The sequence below is a fragment of the Corynebacterium alimapuense genome, assembly GCF_003716585.1.
Classification (GTDB): domain Bacteria; phylum Actinomycetota; class Actinomycetes; order Mycobacteriales; family Mycobacteriaceae; genus Corynebacterium; species Corynebacterium alimapuense.
The window spans coordinates 73,775-96,278 of the sequence record NZ_PTJO01000003.1; the positions used below are offsets into that span (position 1 = coordinate 73,775).

Below are 22,504 nucleotides of genomic sequence, written 5' to 3' on the forward strand. Positions count from 1 at the left end.
AACAGGGTTCTTGCTAGAGATTCTGCTGGTTAGGATTCTGGTTTCCCTGCTGGTTTCCCTGCTGGTTTCCCTGCTGGTTTCCCTGCTGTGGCTGCGGTGCAGCGGAGTTCTGAGTGGGCTGATTCTGTGGCTGATCCCAGTAGTTTTCCTGACCGGAGGTCAGCTGTTGAGGAGCCTGCTGCTGCTGAGCTTGTTGCGGCTGATCGTCGTTGCCCATTTCCTTAACTTCGGACTTGAAGATGCGCATTGAACGGCCAATGGAGCGGGCAGCGTCGGGCAGCTTCTTCGCCCCGAACAGCAACACGAGGACAACGAGGAGGATGAGGAGTTCGGTGGGGCCGATGGGCATGGGAGCCTTTCCAAAAAGAAGCGAATGTGTCGGCAAGGGGGTAGCGCAGGACGCGCTACCGGTCTGGCAGGCAATTATACGTTGACAGTCCAATCGAGGTACGAAGGCGCACCTGTTGCGCCAAGTGTGCAGGTCCAATGACCTCGAGTCGGTCTGCTTGGCCGAGAGCGAAGCGGATGAACCACTCTGTTGATCCCAACGGCATAGAAGCCTCGACGCGACTATCTTCCCTGATCCTACCCAGAGTGATCGGATAGTAGTCAGCCAGCCAGGTGGCCTCGGCGCGCATCAATAGCTGTGCCTTCTCCGGAATGTCTAGGAAGCTAAATGGATCGTGTTGATCGAATGGAATCTGATCTAGATGTGGAGACGAAGGTTCATCGAGAGCGCGCATGTCAGACATCCGGTCTGCCCGAAAATGCTTGTGCTGGCCGGAGGATTCCTCCCACGCAGTAAGGTAAGTCTCCCCGCCGTTGACGAAAATGCGGACTGGGTCTACCACTCGCGACCGGACAGTGTCAGAAGAGACGGAACGATAGTTGAAGTTAACCCGTTGATTATTTTCCAACGCTTGGCGCAATACCAGTTGAGCGGATGTCTCAGCCACATCTTCTGCAGCCAAAGAGTCAAAAACAGCCACCGCTTTAGGGTCGAGGATCTCGCGGAGCTTTTTGGCCGCGGAGATCACCGCCTTGCGATCCGTCAGACCCGACATCGCCTCGAGAGACTCCAAGGTCAACAGCAACACACCGGCTTCAGTGGGGGTTAACCGAAGCGGCCGGTCCATGCCTTGAGAATTGCTGATGGTCACCCGCCGGTAGTCGGCGTGGAGATCGACCAGTTCCTCGGGCCAATTGCCTACCCCACTGCATGATAATCGGTGCAGATCTGCCAACAGAGCACCGGGCTCACGGCCCAAGTCTTTGGCTGCCTCCATCACCGAGCGCTCCGGGTGAGCCTGAAAATAGGGAATGATATTGAGCAAATGAACCAATGTGTCTAGCTTGGCGGGTGAGTCTATTGGTCGAGGCATGAGCTAGTGCACCTCCGAAAGCAGGGCGATGATTTCTTCGCGGGCATCTGCCGGTTCGATTAGTTCAACTACGTAGGCAAAACCCGCAGCTGTGCGAACCAACCAATCTCGGTCAACATCGCGGAGCTCTACGAGTCCATCGGGCCGTCGGGTACCGGCGGCAGCAAGCTCGTGTGCGCTGCCCTCGGGGATGGATAGGAGGGCGTCGATACGCTGCCTTCCTACCCGGAGCGAATCTTCCACGATCTTTTGTAAAGATGTAGCGGTTTCTGTGTGGACGGCGCGGGTGCGTTTGGCGTGGACATCGCTGATACGCAAGATCCGGAAGCTGCGCGGGGCTTGCCGGTCAACGTCATAGCCGACCAAATAGAGCCGATCATGCAGCGGAACCAATCCCCACGGATCCATCGTGCGCTTGACCGGAGTGCTAGCCGGAGTAGCCGTATAGCTAAAACTCATGCGAAAACCCGCGCGGATAATCGTGAGAATGGACGTGAGCATTCGAGCCGGCAACACCGTGACATCATTGACAGTAGAAAACACCGGTGTTTGAGAGAGATCACGACTAGCGCCAGCGGCCGCAAGTTTGGTCCAACCGGAGCGAGCAAATACCCCTAGCTCACCACTGTGGCCCATCTCGCCGGCCAGACCCAACACTGTTGATTCTTCTGGAGTGAAGCTGACTTCGGGTAGTTGATATTGCTCGGATTGCAGGCGATAGACCGTCCCCTGACCATCCGCTGATTGCCACGACTCCAACGGCACTCCGGCACGCGCCAAAGTGGCAATATCGCGGTGAATCTTAGTGAGGAAAGCATCATCGCTGAGGTCTTGATAGCCCTCGACATGCGTGCGGATCCACTCGGGGGTCAGCATCCGACCACCTTCTCGGTCAGCCGCCAACAGGGCGAAGACGAGTTTGGTCAACCGCTGAACGGCCTCATCTTGTCTGCTCACCTAGTGCTCCCCGTATTCGCCCGCGTGCTCGTCCAAGTAGTCAAGAAGTGCGTCAACTCGGCTATCGACGGCCGCGAACGGATCGGTTAACTCCACCATCTGGGTCTGCGGTGCATTGATCTTCAAGTGCACCCAATCGGTAGTAATCGGCGCACCGAGGTGCTCAGCGTGGGTGATGAATTGACCTCTTAGATGTGCCCTCGTGGTCGCTGGAGCCTCTAACACTGCGGCGGCAATGTCTTCATCACTACTCCAGCGATCCACCAGACCCTTAGCCTCTAAAAGGGGAAATAATCCACGACCTGGCCGAATATCATGGAAGGCCAGATCAACCTGAGCCAACTTTGGATGTGACCAATCTCCGCCGAGCCGGTCGAGGTAACGGTGGAGCAGATTGCGCTTGATTACCCAATCAATTTCGCGATCAACCCGGGAGAAATCTCCGGTGGCAATAGCCTCGAGCTGACGCTGCCATAGATCGACTACCCGGCGCAGTTCCTCAGTCGGAGTGCCCTTATCTGGGCGCTGATCCAACCACTGAGTTGCTGCAGCCAGGGTTTGCTCCTGGACCGACAACGCAGTGACGGTGCCGCCGTTTTTCAAATCAAGCACCGTGGAGCCGGTAATATCCCGAGAGATATCGCGGATATGGGAGATCGGATCGGCCAATTCTAGATCCGGCAAGTCCACCCCTGCCTCGATCATTTCCAAGAGCAAGAGGGTGGAACCGACTTTGAGCGCAAAGGTGGGTTCAGACATATTTGAGTCGCCCACGATGACATGCATCCGGCGGAAACGATGGGAATCCCCGTGGGGTTCATCGCGAGTGTTGATGATCGGACGAGATCTCGTCGTCGCGGAGGAGACTCCTTCCCACACCTGATCAGCACGCTGCGAGAGCAGAAAACCGGGCTGGTTTCCGGCGGTGGCACGAGCAATCATGCCTGCACCACAGATCAACTGACGGGTGATCATAAACGGCAGGAGTTGCCTGGCCAGATTGCGCAGTACCAGTTCGCGTCCCACCAGATAATTCTCATGGCAGCCATAGGAGTTACCCACTGAATCGACGTTGTTTTTGAACAGATAAATTCGGGTGTCGATTCCCTCGTGCGCTAGCGCCTTTTCTGCCTGGCAGGCCAGATCATTGAGCATGACATCGCCAGCGCGTTCATAGTTAAGCAGCTGCGTGAGGCTATCGCATTCGGCGGTAGCTACCTCAGGGTGAGAGCCGACATCGAGGTAGAGACGAGAACCATTGGGGGTGAAAATATTGGAGCTGGCGTAGCGCTGAACCACCGGTCTAAACAAATACCGAGCGACTTCTTCCGGAGTGAGCGTGCGGTTTTTCTGGGAGGAGACCGCAGTGATGCCGTACTCCGTCTCCACACCCATGATGCGGCGGCTATACAACTGCACCTGACTCATCGGGACTACTGGCCACCCTTCTGGATATAGGAACGGACGAATTCCTCCGCGTTGTTTTCCAATAGTCCGTCGATCTCGTCGAGCAGATCATCAGTTCCGGTGGTATTGAGCTGCGCCTGGCCCGCGATGGCAGCGGCCTGATCATCCTCGTTGCCGTCGCCGCCGCCGGAGAATGCCTGTGTCTGAGGTCCGGTCATCGTCTCTTTAGTCTCCTTAGGTTAGGTGAAGCTGTGAAGTTGTGGTGCTGGTGTACTCAGCCAGAAACCCTAGTGCGGACTCTAGTCTGAGCAGAGTCCAAGTTTGGCAAGACCAGCTACTAATTCATCGGTGTTTTCGACTCGCTCAACTAGCTCGCCGACCTGTGCTTTAGTGAAGCCGTCCACATCGTTGATGGCTAGGCGGACCGAACCCTGGGTGGTTTTGAGCAAAAGTGCCTGCCAACTCGCGGCGATGACATCCTCGCCAAAACGAGCGGAGACCCGACCACGGAACCACGCACGGGAATCGGCCGGCGGAGTAATCGCAGCAGCGGCTATCTCATCAGCTGAGGCCAACGTAGACATCCGACCTTTGCCCACGAGCGCGTGATAGAGCGAGCGCGCCGGGTCGATATCGGTATATTGCAGGTCAATGAGTCTGATCTTGGCATCCGAAATATCCACTCCCCGCTTGAGATAACCCGAGATCAAGGACCACTTCGCGGTCCAATCCAGCAGATGCGAGGTCGACAGTGGATCGGTAGCTAATAGCTCGAGGACCTGTCCCCAGAGCTCAACGACTCGCTGGTCAACATCGTCGAGGGCACTGACCCGTTCCCGGTACAGCGCGAGGATTTCTAGGGCGGTGAGTTCGCGACCGTCGACAAGCTCTAATCGATGGCTCAGGGTGAGATCGTGGGAGACGTTTTTGATTTCAGCAACCGGGTTGCGCAGACGAAGATCCGAGAAATCGCCCCCCGCTTCGATGGCATCGATGACTAACTTGGTCATACCGAATTTGAGGAAATTCGCGGTCTGCGACATATTCGCATCCCCGACGATGGTGTGCAGCCGGCGGAAATGATCAGCATCCGCGTGTGGCTCATCGCGGGTGTTGACGATGCCCCGGTTGAGCGTGGTCTCTAGCGAGACCTCCTGGAAGAAATAGTCCGCTCGTTGAGAAATCTGGAATCCGGGCTGCTCGCCTTCTGCCCCAATACCTACTCGGCCTGCGCCAATGATGATATTGCGAGTAACGAAAAACGGAATCAGCGCTTGGGTAAGTAGATCGAAATCTGTCTGCCGCGAGTACTGATAGTTCTCATGCGCGCCATAAGAAGCGCCCTTGCCATCAACGTTATTCTTGTAGATTTTCAACGGCGGACAAGGATCGTGATGCTTGAGCACTGAGAGGTTGTGCTCGTAGAGGCCACGAATTTCCGCTGCGGCCTGGTTGAGAATCAGATCTCCCGCAGCGTCATAGACCATCGCGTCATAGGCATTGGAGACCTCCGGGGAGGAATACTCCGGGTGCGCGTGATCAACATAGAAACGGGCACCATTGGTGGTGACCACGTTAGCCACTCCCACCGCGTCCGAATCAACTACGGGGACGGTTCGGTAGCGACGTAGGTCAAAACCACGGCTATCTTTCAGCGGTGATTCCTCCGCATAATCCCAGCGGGATCTGGCGCCGGTATGCATTGCTGCATAGGCAACCACCGCGTGGGTGGAGGTAATAATCGGGCTCAACCCCGGAGCATCCGGAGTGGCGATGCCGTACTCGGTTTCCGTACCCATATAACGAGTCATATCCCCAGCCTAACCGACTACTCGGGCGGCCACGACGCGTGATCCATGGCGTCCGGTGATTCGGCTCCATTCATCTGGGTTCGCGGTATTAGGCAGATCTTCGCTCTCCTGCTGCTCGGTAACCACTGCCTGCCGGATATGCTCCGGGCTCACACCAGCATCGCTGATCTGGGACAGATGATCTTTGATAGCCAGCTTCTTCGCCCGATCGACGATATTGGCGATCATCGCCCCAGAGACGAAGTCTGAGTAGTTGAGCGTCTCAATTGTGTCGTCAATAAGCGTCAACTCCACGTAAGCCCGGGGCTCAAAGAGCTTCTCGACGCCCGCCTCAATCAGCGCCTCAACGCCGATGGTGTGCGGCACTGCCTCAGTGAGATGGCGGGCAAAGATATCCCGCGCGCCATCGCGGCTGGGACGCTGCACCCGGATTTTTACATCCAATCGGCCAGGCCGCAGCAGTGCTGGGTCAATGAGCTCTTCGCGGTTAGTCGCGCCAATGATGATGACGTTGGCGAGGTTTTCCACCCCATCGAGTTCGGTGAGCAGCTGTGGAACCACGGTAGTTTCCATATCGGAGGACACTCCTGATCCACGGGTACGGAAGATTGACTCCATCTCATCGAAGAAGATGATCACCGGACGGCCCTCGCCTGCTAACTCACGGGCGCGTTCAAAGATCAGGCGGATGCGTCGCTCAGTCTCTCCAACGAACTTATTGAGCAGCTCGGGACCTTTGACGTTGAGGAAATAGGATGATGAGCCATCCCCCATTCTCCGCGACAAAGAGTTGGCTACGGCCTTGGCAATCAGCGTCTTGCCGCAACCGGGTGGGCCGTAGAGCAGCACACCCTTTGGCGGGCTGAGCTGATAATCCCGATAGAGCTGTGGATGGGAAAATGGCAGCTCGACGGCGTCTTTGATCAATTCAATCTGCTCATCCAAGCCGCCAATGTCCTCGTAGGCAACATCTGGAACTTCTTCGAGTGAGAGCTGGGAGACCTCAGTCTTGGGGATTCGCTCAAAACCCACCCCGGCCTTGGTATCTACCAAGAGAGTGTCGCCAGCACGGGCTTCCTCGGCCACTGGGCCAGCTAGTTTTAACAGCCGCTCATCGCCATTGTGGGTGCTTACCAATACCCGACGGCCGTCGATGCGCTCGCTGACCACGGCTAACTCACCGGTGTCGGTAAAGCCGCAATCTTCCACCACGATGCTGCCTTCACCAAGGCGAACTAAGGTCCCTGGGGTGAGCTTTTTCTTCGGGATACCAGGCGAGATCTTTAGCCGCATATGCCGTCCAGCGGTAAATACCTCGGCGTCTTGACCGGAAGCCGAGTATTCCAAAAACACCCCATAAGTTGAGGCTGGCTCAGCTAAGGAGTCAATTTGAGCGCTGAGATCTGCCAGCCGATCACGGGAGGCTTTCAGCGCTCGGGAGAGCTTAGCGTTTTGGAGACCCAGTGCTTGGATCTCCTGGTTGAGTGAGGTGGTCTCAGAGCTGTTCATGTACTCACTCTATAGCCGTGCCGCACTCATCTGGGGTTAATAGCTAGCTGGCTATTTCCTAGCGCGGCGCTGCGGGCGCGGCGGGGTAACCCCGTCAGTCAGGCGACGAGCCCAGATCAGGAAGGCAGTATGGGCATTCATTCGGTGCTCCGGGCGGGTGGCCAAACCTTCGACCTTCCACTCACGAACCAGTGACTCCCAAGCTCGTGGCTCAGTGAAACACTGCTGCTCCCGGATTCCCTCCATGACCTTCATCAACTGTGGAACGGTAGCCACATAGGTCATGAACACTCCACCGGGGATGAGAATGTCGCGCACGACCTCTAGGCATTCCCAGGGCTCGAGCATATCCAGGATGACTCGGTCGACGGGGCCGCCGAGATCATCGGCAGTGACTTCCTTGAGATCGCCCAACCGGGGATCCCACGCGTCAGGCCGGCCGCCGAAGAACTCATCGACGTTGGACTCAGCAAAATCCAAATGGTCCTGGCGAATTTCGTAGGAAATCACTTTGCCCTGCTCGCCGACTGCACGCAGCAGGTTCATAGACAAAGCGCCGGAACCGGCACCTGCCTCCAGCACTCGGGCGCCGGGGAAGATATCGCCTTCGACGAGGATCTGGGCCGAGTCTTTCGGGTAGATCACGGCCGCGCCACGGGGCATCGACAAGACATGATCGACCATCAAGTGGCGAAAGAGTAGGAAATCCGATCCCAGCGTGGAACGGATGACCGAACCTTCTGGCATACCAATGATCTCATCGTGGGAGATCATGCCCTTATGGGAATGAAAGCTCTTCCCCGATTCCAGGATGATGGTGAAATGACGGCGCTTAGCGTCAGTGAGCTGGACGCGGTCGCCGAGCTGGAACGGGCCGGAATTGGCCATGTGGAAGGGCTCCTTGTAGATCTGGGTTATCGGTTAATTAAGTATGCCTCAAGCGCTTGCGCGAACCATATCTGGTCCTGCACGCCTGCTAATTCTCGAGCGGAGTGCATCGAGACCAAGGGCACGCCGACATCCACGGTCGCTACTCCGATGCGGGTGGCGGTGATCGGTCCGATCGTCGAGCCACAAGGCACATCATTGTTGCCGACAAAAGCTTGTGAGGGCACCCCAGCCGCGCGGCAGGCATGTTCCCACATAGCTACCGTTTTTGCATTGGAGGCGTATCGCTGGTTGGAATTGACCTTGACCACTGGGCCTTGGCCGATAATCGGCTGGTGTGAGGGGTCGTGGCGGCCTGAGTAATTGGGATGCACAGAATGCGCGGCATCGGCCGATACACAACTAGAACGCGCGATCATCCGGGCGAATCCATCGTTATCGGCGCCAAGGTAGCCCGCAGTCCTGCTCATGACCTGTTCCAGAATCGGGCCGGCGGCCCCAGTCGTCGAAGCCGAGCCAACCTCTTCATGGTCGAAGGCAGCGAGCACGAGCACATCCTTACCGGTATCGCCGGAATCAACAGCCCGCAATAGCGCAATCAGTGAAGCGTGTACCGAGGTGAGATTATCCATCCGACCAGCGGCGATAAACTCCGCATCAGCGCCGAATACTTCAGCACGTTGAGTGTCATAGGTGATCACGTTGTGGGCATAAATATCTTGCTTGTCCACCCCAGCGGCTTCGGCCACCGCGTCCATCACTGAAGTCGCGGTAGTTCCGATAATCGGCTGGGTGTGCTGTTGACGATCAATGCTCCGGTCAGCCGAACGATCTAGGTGGATTGCCAGATGAGGAATCCGAGCGATGGCACCGGTAGCGACTCGCTTGGTAGAGCCATCAGCCAAGACAATGCGACCTGCGAACCCCAAGTCGCGGTCGAACCAGGACGATAGGATCGGCCCGCCATAAACTTCCACGGCCGCCTGCTGCCAACCTGCGGCGGTCATATCTGGATGAGGTTTGAGGGTGAAACCGGGAGAATCGGTATGCGAGCCGATGATCCGGAATCCGGATTCGGGAGAGGCATCTTCGGGTACCCACCAAGCCATGACTGCTCCTCCGCGGACGAGAACATGCCCACCGGGGGAAGCATCCCAAGCATCAGTGTCGTTCTGGCGGGCAAATCCTGCCGCGGATAGTCGATCGGCAACGAGGTGAGCCGCATGATAAGAACTCGGGGCGGAAGCAAGGAAGTCAAGAAGATCCGGAGTTTGGTTCATATCTCCTACCTTGCCACGGTTAAACTATTGGCCATCATGGACTCCCCCTCGCCTCGCCCGCTAGCACTGTCTCCCTCACGTGCCTCCGACTACCAACAGTGTCCGCTGCTCTACCGGCTTAAAGCCATTGACCGGATTCCGGAACCTAAAACTCTGGCGCAGGTCAAAGGGACGCTGGTCCATGCCGTCCTCGAGGAATTGCATGGAAAAAATCGCGAGGAGCGGACTTTTCCTGCAGCGGTGAAGCGACTCAAACCACAGTGGGCAGATATGTGCGAGCAGGATGAACAACTGCTCGAATTGGTTCCGCCAGAGACTTTGCATGGTTTCTTGGTCGAATCTCGGGAGCTGCTGCGAGGCTACTTCCAGATGGAAAACCCACAGGGTTTCGACGCTGATTCCTGCGAGATGTACGTCGATACCATCCTGCCCAACGGAGTCCCCGTGCGTGGATTCATCGACCGAGTAGACATCGCCCCCACCGGCGAGGTTCGAGTGGTCGACTACAAGACCGGCAAGAAGCCGATCCCGCGCTATTCCCAGTCCGCAACCTTCCAAATGAAGTTCTACGCACTGGTCTATTGGCGGCTTTTTGACACCATCCCCCACCAGCTGCGCCTGATGTACCTCAAGGTCATCGACTCCATGATTCTGAGCCCCTCCCGGGAAGAACTGGAGTACTTCGAACGAGACCTCGGCGATCTATGGGCCAAGATTGAGGGAGATGGAAAGGAAGGGATCTTCCGGCCAAAGACTTCGAAGCTCTGCGGCTGGTGCTCCTTCCAAGAGCTCTGTCCTTCCTTTGGCGGCACCCCGCCGGAGTATCCCGGTTGGCCAGGATCTACCGCCGATCTGGCGCGCCGGGATTCCTAGAATAGGCCAGAGATTCGGCCATCAGGGGCGACATCGATTGTGTTGGCGGCTGGTGTTTTAGGCAGTCCTGGCATGGTCATTACGTTGCCGGTCAACGCGACGATGAAGCCCGCACCGGTGCGTGGCAATAGCTCTCGAACGTGCAGAGTGTGCCCGGAAGGTGCACCAAGCGCACTGGGATCATCGCTAAAGGAATACTGCGTCTTGGAGATGCACACCGGTAGCTGATCCCAGCCGTTATCCCGAATTAGTGCTAGGTCTTTGAGCGCCTTTGGAGAATATTGGACTTTGTCTGCTCGATAGATCCGCCGAGCAATGGTCTCGATGGATTTCTCCACCCCTTCTGCAGCGTCGTAGAGCTGCGCAGAGTGATCACCAAGATTGTCTAGGACTACTCGTGCGAGCTCTTCGGCGCCTGCTCCGCCTTGGGACCAGACTTTGGCTTCTACTAGCGGAACCTGGAAGTCATTGGCCCAGTTGCGCATAAACTCCCGTTCTGCCGCAGTATCGGAGTCAAAGAGGTTGAGCGCGACCACCGGGCTTACGCCAAATTGCTGGACGTTACTGACATGCCGGGCGAGATTGGCCACCCCGGGTTTGAGCGCGTCGAGGTTCTTTGTCGTCAAATCCGTTCGCGGCTGGCCGCCGTTGTATTTGAGGGATCGGATGGTGGCCACGATGACCGCACCGTTGACGGTGAGATCACCAAAAGGTGCGGTGATGTCGAAGAATTTTTCCGCCCCTAGATCAGAGCCGAAGCCTGCCTCAGTGAGCACGATCTCCGCATGTTGGAGTGCTACGCGGGTGGCGATCAGGGAGTTGCAACCATGAGCAATATTGGCAAACGGCCCGCCGTGGACATAAGCCGGAGTTCCTCCCAGGGTTTGGACCAAGTTGGGGTTGATCGCCTCTTTCATCAACGCAGTCAATGCTCCAGCGGCGTCGAGTTGACCAGCAGTGACTGGTTGTTGATCGTAGGTGAATCCGATCGTAATCTGGCTGATGCGTTTTTTAAGATCCGCCAAATCGGTGGCTAAGCACAACACGGCCATGATCTCGGAGGCTGCGGTGATAGTAAAACCAGTTTCTCGTGGCACTCCGTGAGCAGGTCCCCCGAGGCCGGTGATCACATTGCGCAAAGTTCGGTCATTGACATCCACGCAGCGTTGCCAGGTCACCCGGCGAGGATCGATCCCCAATTCATTGCCGTGGTGGATGTGGTTATCAATGATCGCGGACAGAGTGTTGGTGGCCGCGGCGATGGCATGAAAATCTCCAGTGAAGTGCAGATTGATTTCTTCCATCGGCACAATCTGGGAGTAGCCACCACCGGCCGCCCCGCCTTTAATACCCATGACCGGACCTTGGGAGGGCTCGCGCAAGGCCGCAGCAGCATTTTTTCCTAGCCGGCTCATCGCATCGGCTAGCCCGATCAGCACAGTGGATTTTCCCTCTCCGGCAGGTGTTGGCGAAATGCCGGTCACTAGCACTAGCTTTCCGGGGTCCGAAGGCGATGCCAGCGTAGTGATATCAACCTTGGCTTTGGTAGTGCCATAGCTGATCAAAGATGCTGGGTCGATCCCTGCTCGCTGGGCAATAGCCCCGATCGGTTCGAGGGTATGGGCCTGGGCGATGTCGACGTCTTTTAAAGCCATGAACTAAATCCTACGTGGGTGAAGGATTAGATCAGTACTGCTCCAATGACATTGGCAAGCATTACCGAGACAGTGATGCAGATTGTTCCGGGAATAATAAAGGGATGGTTGAATACGTACTTGCCGATCCGGGTAGATCCGGTATCGTCCATTTCTACGGCTGCGAGGAGAGTCGGATAAGTCGGCAGGATAAACAGAGCAGCAACAGCAGGAAAAGCGGCCACAGCGGTCAGTGGACTGACTCCGATAGCTAGTGCAGCTGGCATGAGCGCCTTGGCCGTAGCGGCCTGAGAATAGAGCAAAGCGGCGGCGAAGAAGAGAATAACTGCTAGCAACCAGGGGCTAGTCTCCAACACATCACCTGCCAAGACCTGAATGTCTTCGATGTAATGATTGATGAATGTCGTGCCCAACCACGCCACACCCAGCACACAGATAGTGGCAGACATTCCTGAACGGAAAACTTGAGTCTTAATAACTTCATCGGCGGGGATTCGAGTTGCTATTACGATGACTGCGGCGGCCGCCAGCATGATGGCCATGATTGCTTCGTTGCGGGGAACTGTCGGATTGTTAATCAGACCTACTTGCTCGGAGATTGCTGTGGCATAGACCATCACGGCAATGATCGAGGCGAGAAATATCCAGACGGAGGCTTTGGCGCCCTTCGGAGCAGTCCACTCCTGTTGGCCAAGTGGCGCTCGAACCAATCCATTTTCCAAGCGATCGAGATAGATGGGGTCATCTTTGAGCTCTTTGCCCATGCGGTTGGTCAACCAAGCGGTCGGAAAAATCGCCAGGAAAGTTGCCGGGATCATCACTCCCAGCAGCGTTAAGTAGCTCACTCCGAGAGGCTCCAGGATGGTGGCCATAAAGACCACTGCCGCCGAGATCGGCGAAGCTACAATAGCCATCTGCGAAGCCACAACGGCCACCGACAATGGACGAGAAGGTCGAACCTTACTTTCTTTGGCTACTTCCACGATCACCGGAAGTGTAGAAAAAGCTGTGTGCCCGGTGCCGGCAAATACAGTCATCGTCCATGTGACTACGGGAGCCCACAGGGTAATCTGCTTCGGATTCCGCCGGAGAAAATGCTCGGCTAAGTGGACTAAATAATCCATACCTCCAGCACGCTGCATGGCAGAAATGGCGGCAATGACGCACATGATGATTCCGATGACGTCAAAGGGCACATCTGCAGCAGTTACCGGAATGCCGGTGGCTCCCAGTAGCAACACACCGAGGCCACCTGCGAAGCCGATTGCGATGGACCCCAAGCGAGCGCCTAAAACAATGGCGCCTAAGACAATGAGTATTTGGAGAGCGAGGAGCATAAATCGGACCGTACTTTCAGTTCGGCGATGAACGCTCACTCAACTCATTATCTAAAGGGTCCACTTAGTTGGAGCTTTACGGTCAAATTAGCTGTTCATCCGCGGTAGGAATATCTCTGGCATGAGTATTCCCGGGCAGCGACTAATAAGTCCATTTTTATGAGTTTCCTCACGGTGACCAACTGAGTTGGTCTAGATATCGAGGTAGAGTTTTCCGCGAAACTGAGGGTGCATGAGGTTTTCCTTGCTCAATACTCGATCAAGGGTCTCAACATCGATGAGTCCTTTTTCCAGGACCAACTCGCGTACTGAGCGCCCTGTCAACGCGGCCTCCTTGGCCACCAGATCGCCATTGTGATGGCCGATAAATGGGTTGAGGTAGGTAATAATGCCAATCGAGTGATCAACGTAGTAGCGGCAGACGTCCGCATTAGCGGTGATACCTTCCACGCATTTTTCCTTCAACGCCAAGGCAGCATTGCTGAGCATCCGAATGGATTGGAACAATGCTTCACCCATGACCGGCTCCATGACATTGAGCTGGAGCTGACCTGCTTCGGCGGCCATGGTCACAGTAAGGTCATTGCCGAAGACCTTAAAGCAAACCTGGTTGACGACCTCGGGGATGACTGGGTTGACTTTACCCGGCATGATCGAGGACCCAGCTTGGCGCGGTGGAAGGTTGATCTCATTGAGCCCTGCACGAGGACCAGAAGACAGCAGACGCAGATCATTGCTGATTTTCGAGAGCTTCATTGCAGCTCGCTTGACCGCGGAATGAGCCAGCACGTAGGCACCGGTGTCGCTGGTGGCCTCGATGAGGTCGAGGGCTGATTTAACCTTCAGGCCAGTGATCTCAGCCAACGAGGCGGTGACCTGATGGCGATATCCAGAGGGGGTGTTTACTCCAGTTCCGATGGCAGTAGCACCAAGATTGACCTCTAGGAGACGCTCAGCGGCACTGCGTAATACCGATTGCTCTTCCTCCAAATTGTGGGCGAAAGCATTGAACTCATCTCCCAAGGTCATCGGCACTGCGTCTTGGAGCTGAGTACGCCCCATTTTCAGGATGTCTTGAAACTCCCGACCTTTATGTTGAAAGGCCTTCTGCAGTTCATCGATCTGCTCGATGAGGGTGCCCATGGAATTGTAGAGACCAATGCGAAAACCTGTGGGGTAGGCATCATTGGTGGACTGCGACATATTGACGTCATCGTTGGGGTTGATGATGTCGTACGAGCCTTTTTCTTTGCCCAAGTGCTCCAACGCGAGGTTGGCGATGACTTCGTTGGTGTTCATGTTGAGGCTTGTGCCTGCCCCACCTTGGAAAACATCGATGGGGAACTGGTCCATGCACCGACCATGCTTGAGGATTTGGTCACACGCCCAAATGATGGATTCGCATTTTTCAGCAGGCAGGGTGTGTAGTCGACGATTGGCTAGCGCCGCTGCCTTCTTGACTTGAACCATGCCTCGGATGAACTCAGGCACATCGTTGATCCGAGTCCTGGAGATCTGGAAGTTTTCTATCGCGCGGAGAGTGTGGATGCCGTAATAGGCATCAGCAGGGACCTCCATCTGCCCAAGAAGGTCTTCTTCTGTGCGGGTTGCCCGAGCAAGAGTGGTGCTAGAGAGCTTCAACTTTTTCTCCTGCTTTTGGGAAGAATTAGCTGATTTACCCGTGGTCTTCGACATGGATTAGGTCTCCTCATAAGAAACGCAACTGATGGTGTTTCTATCCATGCTAGCTGCAATCCATGGCCCCGGGACAACACGAGATATCCCGGGGAAACCTAATGACTTAAAGCCGAACGATTCTCAGTTCAGAAGCCAAAATAGCCTGGGCTCCGAGTGTGGAAAGCAAGTCCATCACATCATTGGCCTTTTTCCGAGGAATCAGCGCACGGACGGCGACCATATCCTCGCGGGCCAGCGGAGAAACAGTCGGTCCTGAAAGCCCCGGGGTAATCTCTGCAGCTGAGTCAAGCAGGTCACGAGAGATGTTGTAGTCGATCATGAGGTAATTCTGAGCGTGCAAAATACCTTCAATGCGGGCCAAAAGGACTCGCTGCTCCGGGGTGATCTCGACTCCAGTACGAGAGACGATGACAGCCTCAGAATCGACCAACGGTTCACCGAAAGGAGCTAGTCCTTGGCGCCGCAGAGTGTTGCCGGAGGAGACCACATCAGCGATGACATCGGCTACACCCAGCTTGATGGAGATCTCGACTGCTCCGTCCAAACGAATAATATCGGCGTTGAAGCCCCTGGCTGCTAGATCCTCACGGACTAGGTTCGGGTAGGAGGTGGCAATGCGCTTGCCATCGAGGTCATCTACTGACCACTGCTCGCCTACCGGAGCGGCGTAGCGGAAAGTGGAACCGCCAAATCCCAGCGGGAGCACCTCTTGGACTTTTGCACCGGAATCGCCAGCGAGATCGCGACCGGTAATACCCAGGTCGAGCTTTCCATTGGCCACATAGATAGCAATGTCTTTGGGCCGTAGGAAGAAAAATTCCACGTCATTGGCCTCATCGAACACGGCCAGCGCTTTGGTATCTCCTCGGCCTTTGTACCCAGCCTCGGAGAGAATCTCGACGGCGGCTTCCGACAGCGAGCCCTTATTGGGCACGGCGATCTTGATCATGTTGTGGTGTCGCTTCCTAGTTACAGGTACTTGTAGATATCTGCCGGGGTCAGGCCGCGAGCGATCATCATGACCTGGGTCCAATAAATCAGTTGCGACATCTCCTCCGCCAACTCTTCATCAGATTGGTATTCGGAGGCGATCCAGACCTCTCCAGCCTCCTCGATGACCTTTTTACCGATCTGGTGCACTCCAGCATCGAGTGCGGAAACGGTACCGGAGCCCTCCGGACGGTTGCTCGCGCGTTCGGTCAGTTCTTCAAAGAGAGAGTCAAAGTTCTTCACAATCGACTAGGTTAGACCACTACCCACTCAGCCGCTGGAACCACATGGCTACAGTCTCTGCGGTGACACCCACGAAGTCAGTACGATCGTGCAGACTACTCAGCGCAACAACCCCCTCCGGAGGGTGCTCGGACAGCCCGATTACCCTGCAGCCTGCGGCAGCAGCCGCACTCATTCCAGCCTGAGAATCCTCGAAAACTAGACACTCAGAAGGATGCGCACCAACTCTTCGTGCAGCTTCTAAGTACATGTCAGGGGCAGGTTTAGGATGAGTAACTTCATCACCAGAGATCGAGTCGGTGAAGAATTGCTCTCCAACCGCAGCAATGGAGGGATCAGCGAGCTCGCGTTCAGTGTTAGTGGTCACCACCATCGGTAGCTTGGTGTCCTGCAAATCTGCTAAGAGTTTTTGAACACCGGGGTTAGGCACTAGCTGCTCAGCCAATAGTCCCGCCATCCGATCAAACATGATTCTGCGTTGCCGTGGATAGTCCTCAGGCGTCAAGGTGACTGAAGCATGCTCAGCGCACACTTCAAGTGTGTTGCGGAAGCTGCCACCCATGGTCTGCTCTCGCAGCTCCGGGGGTAGCCGTCGCCCCAGTCGCTCACTGAGCTCGTAGGTGGCTAAGCCCCACAATGGCTCGGAATCCACCATGGTTCCGTCCATGTCCCAGAAAATCGCTTTGAGCATAATGATCAGTCAAGCTCCGGTAGCTCGGCCAACGCCGACTCTTCGGCGCCGGTGGCAGCAGCAGCCTCGCGGATCAGTTCCCCAAGCTCTTCTTTTTCCTCTGGTTCAATAACCGCGTCGGCGTGGCGTGCGTTGAATTCCAACAGCTTATCCACCCAGCGTTGAGCAACCTTGACTAGATCTTCTTCGGTTGGATCATCGTCAAGAGCGTCGAAGGAATCGAGCATCTTTTCCAGGATGGATTTGAGCTCTGGGAGCACCTTAGGATTGAACGGCTGATCCCAGAACTCTTTTTCTTCGGCTTTGAGATAGCTGCCGGTAGCGAAATCATTGAGGGTGGAAATGAATTCATCGACTGTGGGCTGGAACTGGGAACGAATCGTCATAGGCTCATTGTGACTGAAATCCACTACAGGCGCACCCCCAGCAGTGCATCGACGGCAGTTGTCACCAGTTGCGCAGATTCAGCCTCGTTGGGGCCTCTATCTCCGGCGACCCATCGGTCAACAGTAGCCAAGGCCTCAGGAGTATCTAGATCGTTTGCCAGATGTGCGCGCAACTGCGAGATGAGCTCTTGAGCAGCGGAAAGACTTCCGGGGCTCAGTAGCGCTTCCCGCCAAGAGTCCAAACGGGTCTGCGCCTGCTGCAACACTGCCTCAGACCAATCTCGGTTGCAACGATAATGTGAGGAAAACACCCCGAGCCGGATAACGGCTGGTTCGAAGCCGGCAGCGGTGAGCTTAGAAACGAACACTAGATTGCCTAGGGATTTACTCATTTTAACCCCGTCTAGGCCAATCATCCCGGTATGGACGTAGTGCCCGGCCATTCTGGAGCAGTCCAGTCCTGCTTCGGCATGAGCCGCTGAGAACTCATGGTGCGGGAAAATGAGATCACTGCCGCCACCTTGAATAGTGAAATTCTCGGCGAGGCGATTAGTGGCGATTGCAGAGCATTCGATATGCCAGCCAGGTCGGCCGGGGCCGAAAGGCGATTCCCAAGCAGGTTCGCCCTCTCGATGGGCCCGCCACACTAGGGCGTCAAGGCGGTCTCTCTTACCAAGGCGATCGGGGTCTCCCCCACGCTCAGCGAACAACTGCTCCATGGTTGCGCGATCGTAGTTGGACTCATAGCCGAACTGAGTCGTCGCGCTAATCGAGGCGTAGACATCCGGGAACTCAGAGTCTTCGACAACATAAGCTGAGCCATTGTCCAGCAAGCGCTGGACTAATTCGATGACTTCATCAATCGATTCCATCGCACCGATGTAATCCTTGGGCGGGATGACCGACAGATCCGTCATATCGGAGCGGAAGAGATCAATCTGGCTCTCCCCCAGATCACGCCAGTCCAATCCGTCTCTTTCAGCGCGCTCAAAGAGCGGATCATCGACGTCAGTGATGTTCTGGACGTAGTGCACGCGGTGGCCATTATCGAGCAGCTGACGATGGACCAAATCGAAGGTCAGATAGGTAGCAGCATGGCCTAGGTGGGTTGAATCATAGGGAGTAATTCCACAGACGTAGAGACCAGCGACCTCACCAGCATCTACTTGGCGGACCACCTCGTCGGCAGTGTCGTACAAAGCGAGCGGAACGGCAGTGCCGTCTACCCGCGGGACATCAGGGGTGGGCCATGAACGCATGACCAACACTCTAACGTGTCATGTCAGCAAACCTTTAGACAGGCTGCAAGACGCCAAAGGCCAGCAAAGCCATCACCAGCAGACCTACGGGGATGCGATAGGCCGCGAACCAGGCGAAGGAATGGTGAGCAACGAACTTCAATAACCAAGCGATTGAGGCATAGCCAAGGACGAAAGTAATCGAGGTACCAGCCAATAGCTGCAAGGCGCTGGCAGCCTGTCCTGCTTGAGGATCAAAGGCATCAGGCAAAGAAAATAGCCCAGAAGCTAATACTGCAGGGATCGCCAGCAAGAAGCTAAAACGAGTCGCCACTTCACGGTCGAGGTTCATGAACAGACCAGCAGAAACGGTGCCGCCAGAACGCGAAACACCGGGGATCAAGGCCAAACACTGCGCCAGCCCCATTACGATCGCGTCTTTCATCTTCAGATCTTCAGTGGGACGTTGCTTCTTACCAAATTTCTCGGCGAGAATGAAGACAAAGGAAAACAGCACTAGGACGGTGGCGGTGATCCAGAGGTTACGCAGCCCATCCCGGATGATGTCTCGGGCAAAAAAGCCGACCAAGGCTACCGGGATCGTACCGACGATGACCATCCAGCCCATGCGGTAGTGGAACCCGCGGAGTTCTTTGTTAAATAGACCTCTAAACCAACCGGTCAGGATTTGCCAGATGTCTTTGGCAAAAAACACCAGCACCGCGAACTCAGTGCCCAATTGGACGACCGCAGTAAATGAGGCTCCTGCGTCTTCGCCCCAGAACAGCTCAGAGACGATCCGCAAATGGCCTGAGGAACTGACCGGCAGGAACTCGGTAAGTCCTTGGACGATTGACAAGACGATGACCTGGATCCAGGTCATCGATTCAGCGGCGGCAGCGGTAGACTCAGCCGCGGAGGCAAAGATGGACACGTCATTCACCGGACCTACCCTACTACTAGTCTGGTGCAGGTGAAACAACGTTTGATGGGCCTTAGCGGACTTCGGGTCTCCGAGCTCGGACTGGGAACCGCCACCTGGGGAACGACCACGTCTGCGACTAATGCAGGCACCATGCTCCGAGATTTTGTGGACGCAGGTGGAAACCTGGTGGACTCATCTCCTGTGTATGCAGAGGGCCAAGCTCAGGAGACTCTCGCTGCAGCCCTATCCGATTCTGGGGTTCGACGTGAGGAACTGGTGCTTTCGTCCTCGGCTGGGGTGGCTCCGCAGTCTCCGGTTGGCCGGCGGGTGGATTGCTCGCGCCGGGCTCTGATCTCGCAGCTGGATGCCACACTGTCGGCATTGGGAACTGACCATCTTGATTTGTGGTCGGTGGGCTATTTCGATGAAAAGACCCCTCCGGCGGAGGTCTCCGACACTTTGGATTGGGCTATTCGCACCGGACGTACTCGTTACGCTGGGGTGCGGGATTACACCGGTTGGCAGCTAGCTGTCACCGCCGGGGAGATGAGCCGATTCTCTGCCCGTGGAATCGTTGCTACTCAGCATGAATATTCTCTGTTGGTGAGAGGGATCGAGGAGGAAATGATCCCAGCTGCCCGGCACCTAGGTGTGGGAGTGATCGCTGCGGCGCCGCTGGCACAGGGTCTGCTGACTGGGCGTTTCCGGGATGGGGTTCCTCGCACTGCTAGAGCCGAGGTGCATCCTCTACTGGGGTTAAAATCCCACACAGTAGTAGAAGCTGTTACTACTGCTGCCGCAGGTCTCGATCTGCCGCCAGCGGTAGTAGCCCTAGCCTGGGTCAGAGATCGTCCTGGAGTAACTTCCGCGGTGGCCGGGGCTAGTAATCCGGAGCAGCTGCGTCAGCTGCTTAGGGCTACCGAAGCGGTGCTGCCTCGAGCAATTGCTCAGGCCCTCGACGATGTCTCGCGTTAGTCGTTGCCAGCGGCGCTGATAGGCTTAAAAACCGTGAAAACCGGACGTTTGACAGCCCTGATGGCCGCCGTTGCCACCACCTCTTTGACCTTGGTCGCTTGCCAGACCGGATCGGTCCCGGATGAGAACCCGGACATGGGCCGGGCGGTAGCGGATCCTTCGCCTGAGTCAGTTGATCCAGCCGGCGTTTTAGTCGGCCTGCCCGAAGGATTCTCCGAGGTCAGCGATATGGAAGTGGCCGGAGATATTTTAGGCCTGCGAGCAGGTGATGCGCTGGCTATCGGAACCTTGGAAGAATTCGAAGCTGGAGATAGTGCGGTGCTAGAGATCCCCGAGACCTGTGGGGATCTCAATGCTTCCACAGACACCTTTGTTGTGGCATGTGACGAACAAGTGCTGCTTATCGACGCCGCCGCTCCCACCGACACCGTCACCCGGGACGTCTCAGACAACGCTCCGGCAGCGTCAGCCGCATTGACGAACTCTGGGGCGCTGCTCGTGGGCAATGGGGAGTCCAACACTGTGTCGGTGCACCGTGAGGGTGAGGACACCGAACTGATCACCGTCGCTGGCCCCACCAGCCAACTCCTAGCGGTGCCAGTGGACGGCGAGGAAGACATCGCAGTGCGTACTAACACCGTCAATACCACCATCCAGGATGTGCATTGGGAGGACGGAGAGCAAGGCGGAACTTTGCGCGTTGGCCTGGGAGTTGGCCAAATTTCCGGTGGTGAGGATGGGTTGATTATTGCCTCCGATAACATCGGTGATCAGCTTGCTATCTATACCGCTACTGAGGTCATTCGTCTGCATCAGACTGCTCCGGTAGATCCCAGTCCTTGGGCTGTGGCCTGGGACTCCGAGCGAGATCTCGCTTGGATCGCTTCGACCGCGAATAACTCTCTGGTTGGCTATGACATCTCTACGGGAGTTCCCGTGGAGCAGATGAGGCTGAGTACCCTCGCCGATGCTCATAATGCGATCGTGCTGCCCGATGGAACCTTGGTCTTAGCCTCCGCGACTGGCGATGGTTTGCAAGTCATCGCTGATCCAGAGTCCTTTTCTACCGCCGAACCCGCCGCCCAGTAATTAACAAATTTCAAGCAAAGGCCTAATCTGATGAGCATGCGCACAGCCGCCTACCAATTGGCACTCAAGGCAATGTTTACTCTCCGTCCCGAACGGATCCACGGCATCATTCATGATGGTCTAGGTCTACTTCAAGCAGCTGGCCCGGCCAATCGAGCGCTCGGGAGAATTATCGGAGTCAATGACCCAGTCTTGTCTCAGGAGGTATTCGGTCGAGTCATCCCTCGCCCCTTGGGACTGGCAGCTGGCTTCGACAAGAATGCCTCCGTTGCTGACACGTGGACTGCAATGGGATTCGGCTACTCAGAGCTGGGCACTATCACCGCTTCTCCACAGCCAGGCAACCCAACTCCGCGGTTGTTTCGGCTGACTGCGGACAAAGCAATTCTCAACCGGATGGGCTTCAATAACGCGGGTGCGGCGGATGCCGCGATCAATCTGCGCCACCGTCGCTACGATGACGTCATCGGTATCAACATTGGCAAGACCAAGTTGGTAGCCCCAGAAGAGGCGGTCGAGGACTATCGTCGATCGGCTTCCCTGCTCGGTGATCTTGCTGACTACCTCGTGGTCAACGTCTCATCACCGAATACCCCAGGATTGCGTGACCTCCAGGCGGTCGAATCGCTCAGGCCTATTCTCGCTGAGGTCCAGAAATCCACCAGCTCCCCTGTGTTGGTCAAAATTGCCCCAGACCTATCCGACGAGGATGTCGATGCCGTCGCCGACTTAGCCGTGGAACTAGGACTGGCCGGTATCGTCGCTACTAACACGACTATTTCCCGGGATGGTCTAGAGACCTCTGCTGCAAAGGTTGCGGAATTGGGTGCTGGCGGCATCTCAGGTCCTCCGGTGGCGAAACGCTCGCTAGAGGTGCTTAAGCGACTACACGCCAAGGTTGGGGACCACATGGTGCTAATTTCCGTGGGCGGAATCTCCACCCCGGAGCAAGCCTGGGAACGTATCGCTGCTGGGGCCACACTGCTGCAGGGCTACACCGGACTGATCTATGGCGGCCCGGACTGGATCCGAAACATCCACCGCGGGATCGCTGAGCAGATTCATCGCCACGATTTGAACTCAATCTCTGAGGCAATCGGCTCAGAGCTGGAATGGCTTGACTGATAGCCCCTTTAACGCCCAAGAAGACCTCTTGTGCAGTCTCTCATG

General features: G+C 56.2%; 22 protein-coding genes. 4 read left to right on the forward strand and 18 right to left on the reverse strand.

The window, feature by feature from the left end:
• Positions 1-13 precede the first annotated feature (13 nt).
• The 9 genes from tatA to C5L39_RS01835 all read right to left on the reverse strand — a co-directional run bounded on the left by tatA (position 14) and on the right by C5L39_RS01835 (position 9,234).
• Entirely contained in the window at positions 14-349 is a 336-nt protein-coding gene (gene tatA, locus C5L39_RS01795) for a Sec-independent protein translocase subunit TatA (RefSeq protein ID WP_123047192.1), read from the reverse strand.
• Positions 350-404: 55 nt separating this feature from the next.
• Entirely contained in the window at positions 405-1,382 is a 978-nt protein-coding gene (locus C5L39_RS01800; RefSeq protein WP_123047193.1) for a helix-turn-helix transcriptional regulator, read from the reverse strand.
• Positions 1,383-1,385: 3 nt separating this feature from the next.
• Positions 1,386-2,339, reverse strand: a complete 954-nt coding sequence (locus C5L39_RS01805) for a helix-turn-helix transcriptional regulator (RefSeq protein WP_245974842.1) — start codon at positions 2,337-2,339, stop codon at positions 1,386-1,388.
• Entirely contained in the window at positions 2,340-3,767 is a 1,428-nt protein-coding gene (pafA, locus tag C5L39_RS01810; RefSeq protein ID WP_123047194.1) for a Pup--protein ligase, read from the reverse strand. It abuts the gene before it with no gap.
• Between the two features lie 5 nt (positions 3,768-3,772).
• A complete protein-coding gene (locus tag C5L39_RS01815) occupies positions 3,773-3,964 on the reverse strand; it encodes a ubiquitin-like protein Pup (protein ID WP_123047195.1) in 192 nt (63 codons plus the stop codon).
• An 81-nt stretch (positions 3,965-4,045) separates the two neighbouring features.
• Positions 4,046-5,557 carry a depupylase/deamidase Dop gene (gene dop / locus C5L39_RS01820; RefSeq protein WP_123047196.1) on the reverse strand — a complete coding sequence of 504 codons (1,512 nt, stop codon included), beginning with the start codon at positions 5,555-5,557 and terminating at the stop codon, positions 4,046-4,048.
• A gap of 9 nt (positions 5,558-5,566) precedes the next feature.
• Positions 5,567-7,066 carry a proteasome ATPase gene (gene arc, locus C5L39_RS01825; RefSeq protein WP_123047197.1) on the reverse strand — a complete coding sequence of 500 codons (1,500 nt, stop codon included), beginning with the start codon at positions 7,064-7,066 and terminating at the stop codon, positions 5,567-5,569.
• A 51-nt stretch (positions 7,067-7,117) separates the two neighbouring features.
• Positions 7,118-7,954, reverse strand: a complete 837-nt coding sequence (locus C5L39_RS01830; RefSeq protein ID WP_123047198.1) for a tRNA (adenine-N1)-methyltransferase — start codon at positions 7,952-7,954, stop codon at positions 7,118-7,120.
• Between the two features lie 26 nt (positions 7,955-7,980).
• Positions 7,981-9,234 carry a M18 family aminopeptidase gene (locus C5L39_RS01835; RefSeq protein WP_123047199.1) on the reverse strand — a complete coding sequence of 418 codons (1,254 nt, stop codon included), beginning with the start codon at positions 9,232-9,234 and terminating at the stop codon, positions 7,981-7,983.
• Between the two features lie 36 nt (positions 9,235-9,270).
• On the opposite strand from C5L39_RS01835, the gene C5L39_RS01840 reads away from it, so the two are divergent.
• Positions 9,271-10,107 carry a RecB family exonuclease gene (locus C5L39_RS01840; protein WP_123047771.1) on the forward strand — a complete coding sequence of 279 codons (837 nt, stop codon included), beginning with the start codon at positions 9,271-9,273 and terminating at the stop codon, positions 10,105-10,107.
• Here the strand turns inward: C5L39_RS01840 and C5L39_RS01845 are convergent.
• The 9 genes from C5L39_RS01845 to C5L39_RS01885 form a co-directional block, all read right to left on the reverse strand.
• Positions 10,104-11,762: a formate--tetrahydrofolate ligase gene (locus C5L39_RS01845; protein ID WP_123047200.1), complete on the reverse strand. Its 1,659-nt coding sequence runs from the start codon at positions 11,760-11,762 to the stop codon at positions 10,104-10,106. The two genes, C5L39_RS01840 and C5L39_RS01845, sit on opposite strands and share 4 nt — an antisense overlap.
• Before the next feature lie 26 nt (positions 11,763-11,788).
• Positions 11,789-13,099, reverse strand: coding sequence for an anaerobic C4-dicarboxylate transporter (locus C5L39_RS01850; protein WP_123047201.1), 1,311 nt, complete (start codon positions 13,097-13,099; stop codon positions 11,789-11,791).
• A gap of 192 nt (positions 13,100-13,291) precedes the next feature.
• Entirely contained in the window at positions 13,292-14,794 is a 1,503-nt protein-coding gene (aspA, locus tag C5L39_RS01855) for an aspartate ammonia-lyase (protein ID WP_123047202.1), read from the reverse strand.
• Between the two features lie 106 nt (positions 14,795-14,900).
• Entirely contained in the window at positions 14,901-15,746 is an 846-nt protein-coding gene (gene hisG, locus C5L39_RS01860) for an ATP phosphoribosyltransferase (RefSeq protein ID WP_123047203.1), read from the reverse strand.
• 20 nt (positions 15,747-15,766) lie between these two features.
• Positions 15,767-16,030, reverse strand: a complete 264-nt coding sequence (locus tag C5L39_RS01865; protein WP_123047204.1) for a phosphoribosyl-ATP diphosphatase — start codon at positions 16,028-16,030, stop codon at positions 15,767-15,769.
• Positions 16,031-16,049: 19 nt separating this feature from the next.
• The gene (locus C5L39_RS01870; RefSeq protein WP_123047205.1) at positions 16,050-16,721 is read right to left on the reverse strand and encodes an HAD family hydrolase; all 672 of its coding nucleotides are present in this window, start codon (positions 16,719-16,721) and stop codon (positions 16,050-16,052) included.
• Positions 16,722-16,726: 5 nt separating this feature from the next.
• Positions 16,727-17,107 carry a hypothetical protein gene (locus C5L39_RS01875; protein ID WP_123047772.1) on the reverse strand — a complete coding sequence of 127 codons (381 nt, stop codon included), beginning with the start codon at positions 17,105-17,107 and terminating at the stop codon, positions 16,727-16,729.
• Between the two features lie 23 nt (positions 17,108-17,130).
• Positions 17,131-18,366 (reverse strand): cysteine--1-D-myo-inosityl 2-amino-2-deoxy-alpha-D-glucopyranoside ligase, encoded by a 1,236-nt coding sequence (mshC, locus tag C5L39_RS01880; protein WP_123047206.1) that lies wholly within the window; start codon positions 18,364-18,366, stop codon positions 17,131-17,133.
• A gap of 34 nt (positions 18,367-18,400) precedes the next feature.
• Positions 18,401-19,228 (reverse strand): undecaprenyl-diphosphate phosphatase, encoded by an 828-nt coding sequence (locus C5L39_RS01885; RefSeq protein ID WP_123047773.1) that lies wholly within the window; start codon positions 19,226-19,228, stop codon positions 18,401-18,403.
• 105 nt (positions 19,229-19,333) lie between these two features.
• Between C5L39_RS01885 and C5L39_RS01890 the strand changes: the two genes are divergently transcribed.
• From C5L39_RS01890 to C5L39_RS01900, 3 genes are read left to right on the forward strand one after another with little or no spacing between them, the layout of a single operon-like run.
• The gene (locus C5L39_RS01890) at positions 19,334-20,245 is read left to right on the forward strand and encodes an aldo/keto reductase (protein WP_123047207.1); all 912 of its coding nucleotides are present in this window, start codon (positions 19,334-19,336) and stop codon (positions 20,243-20,245) included.
• Positions 20,246-20,278: 33 nt separating this feature from the next.
• The gene (locus C5L39_RS01895; protein ID WP_245974843.1) at positions 20,279-21,334 is read left to right on the forward strand and encodes a YncE family protein; all 1,056 of its coding nucleotides are present in this window, start codon (positions 20,279-20,281) and stop codon (positions 21,332-21,334) included.
• A gap of 30 nt (positions 21,335-21,364) precedes the next feature.
• Positions 21,365-22,459: a quinone-dependent dihydroorotate dehydrogenase gene (locus C5L39_RS01900; RefSeq protein WP_123047209.1), complete on the forward strand. Its 1,095-nt coding sequence runs from the start codon at positions 21,365-21,367 to the stop codon at positions 22,457-22,459.
• Positions 22,460-22,504 lie beyond the last annotated feature (45 nt).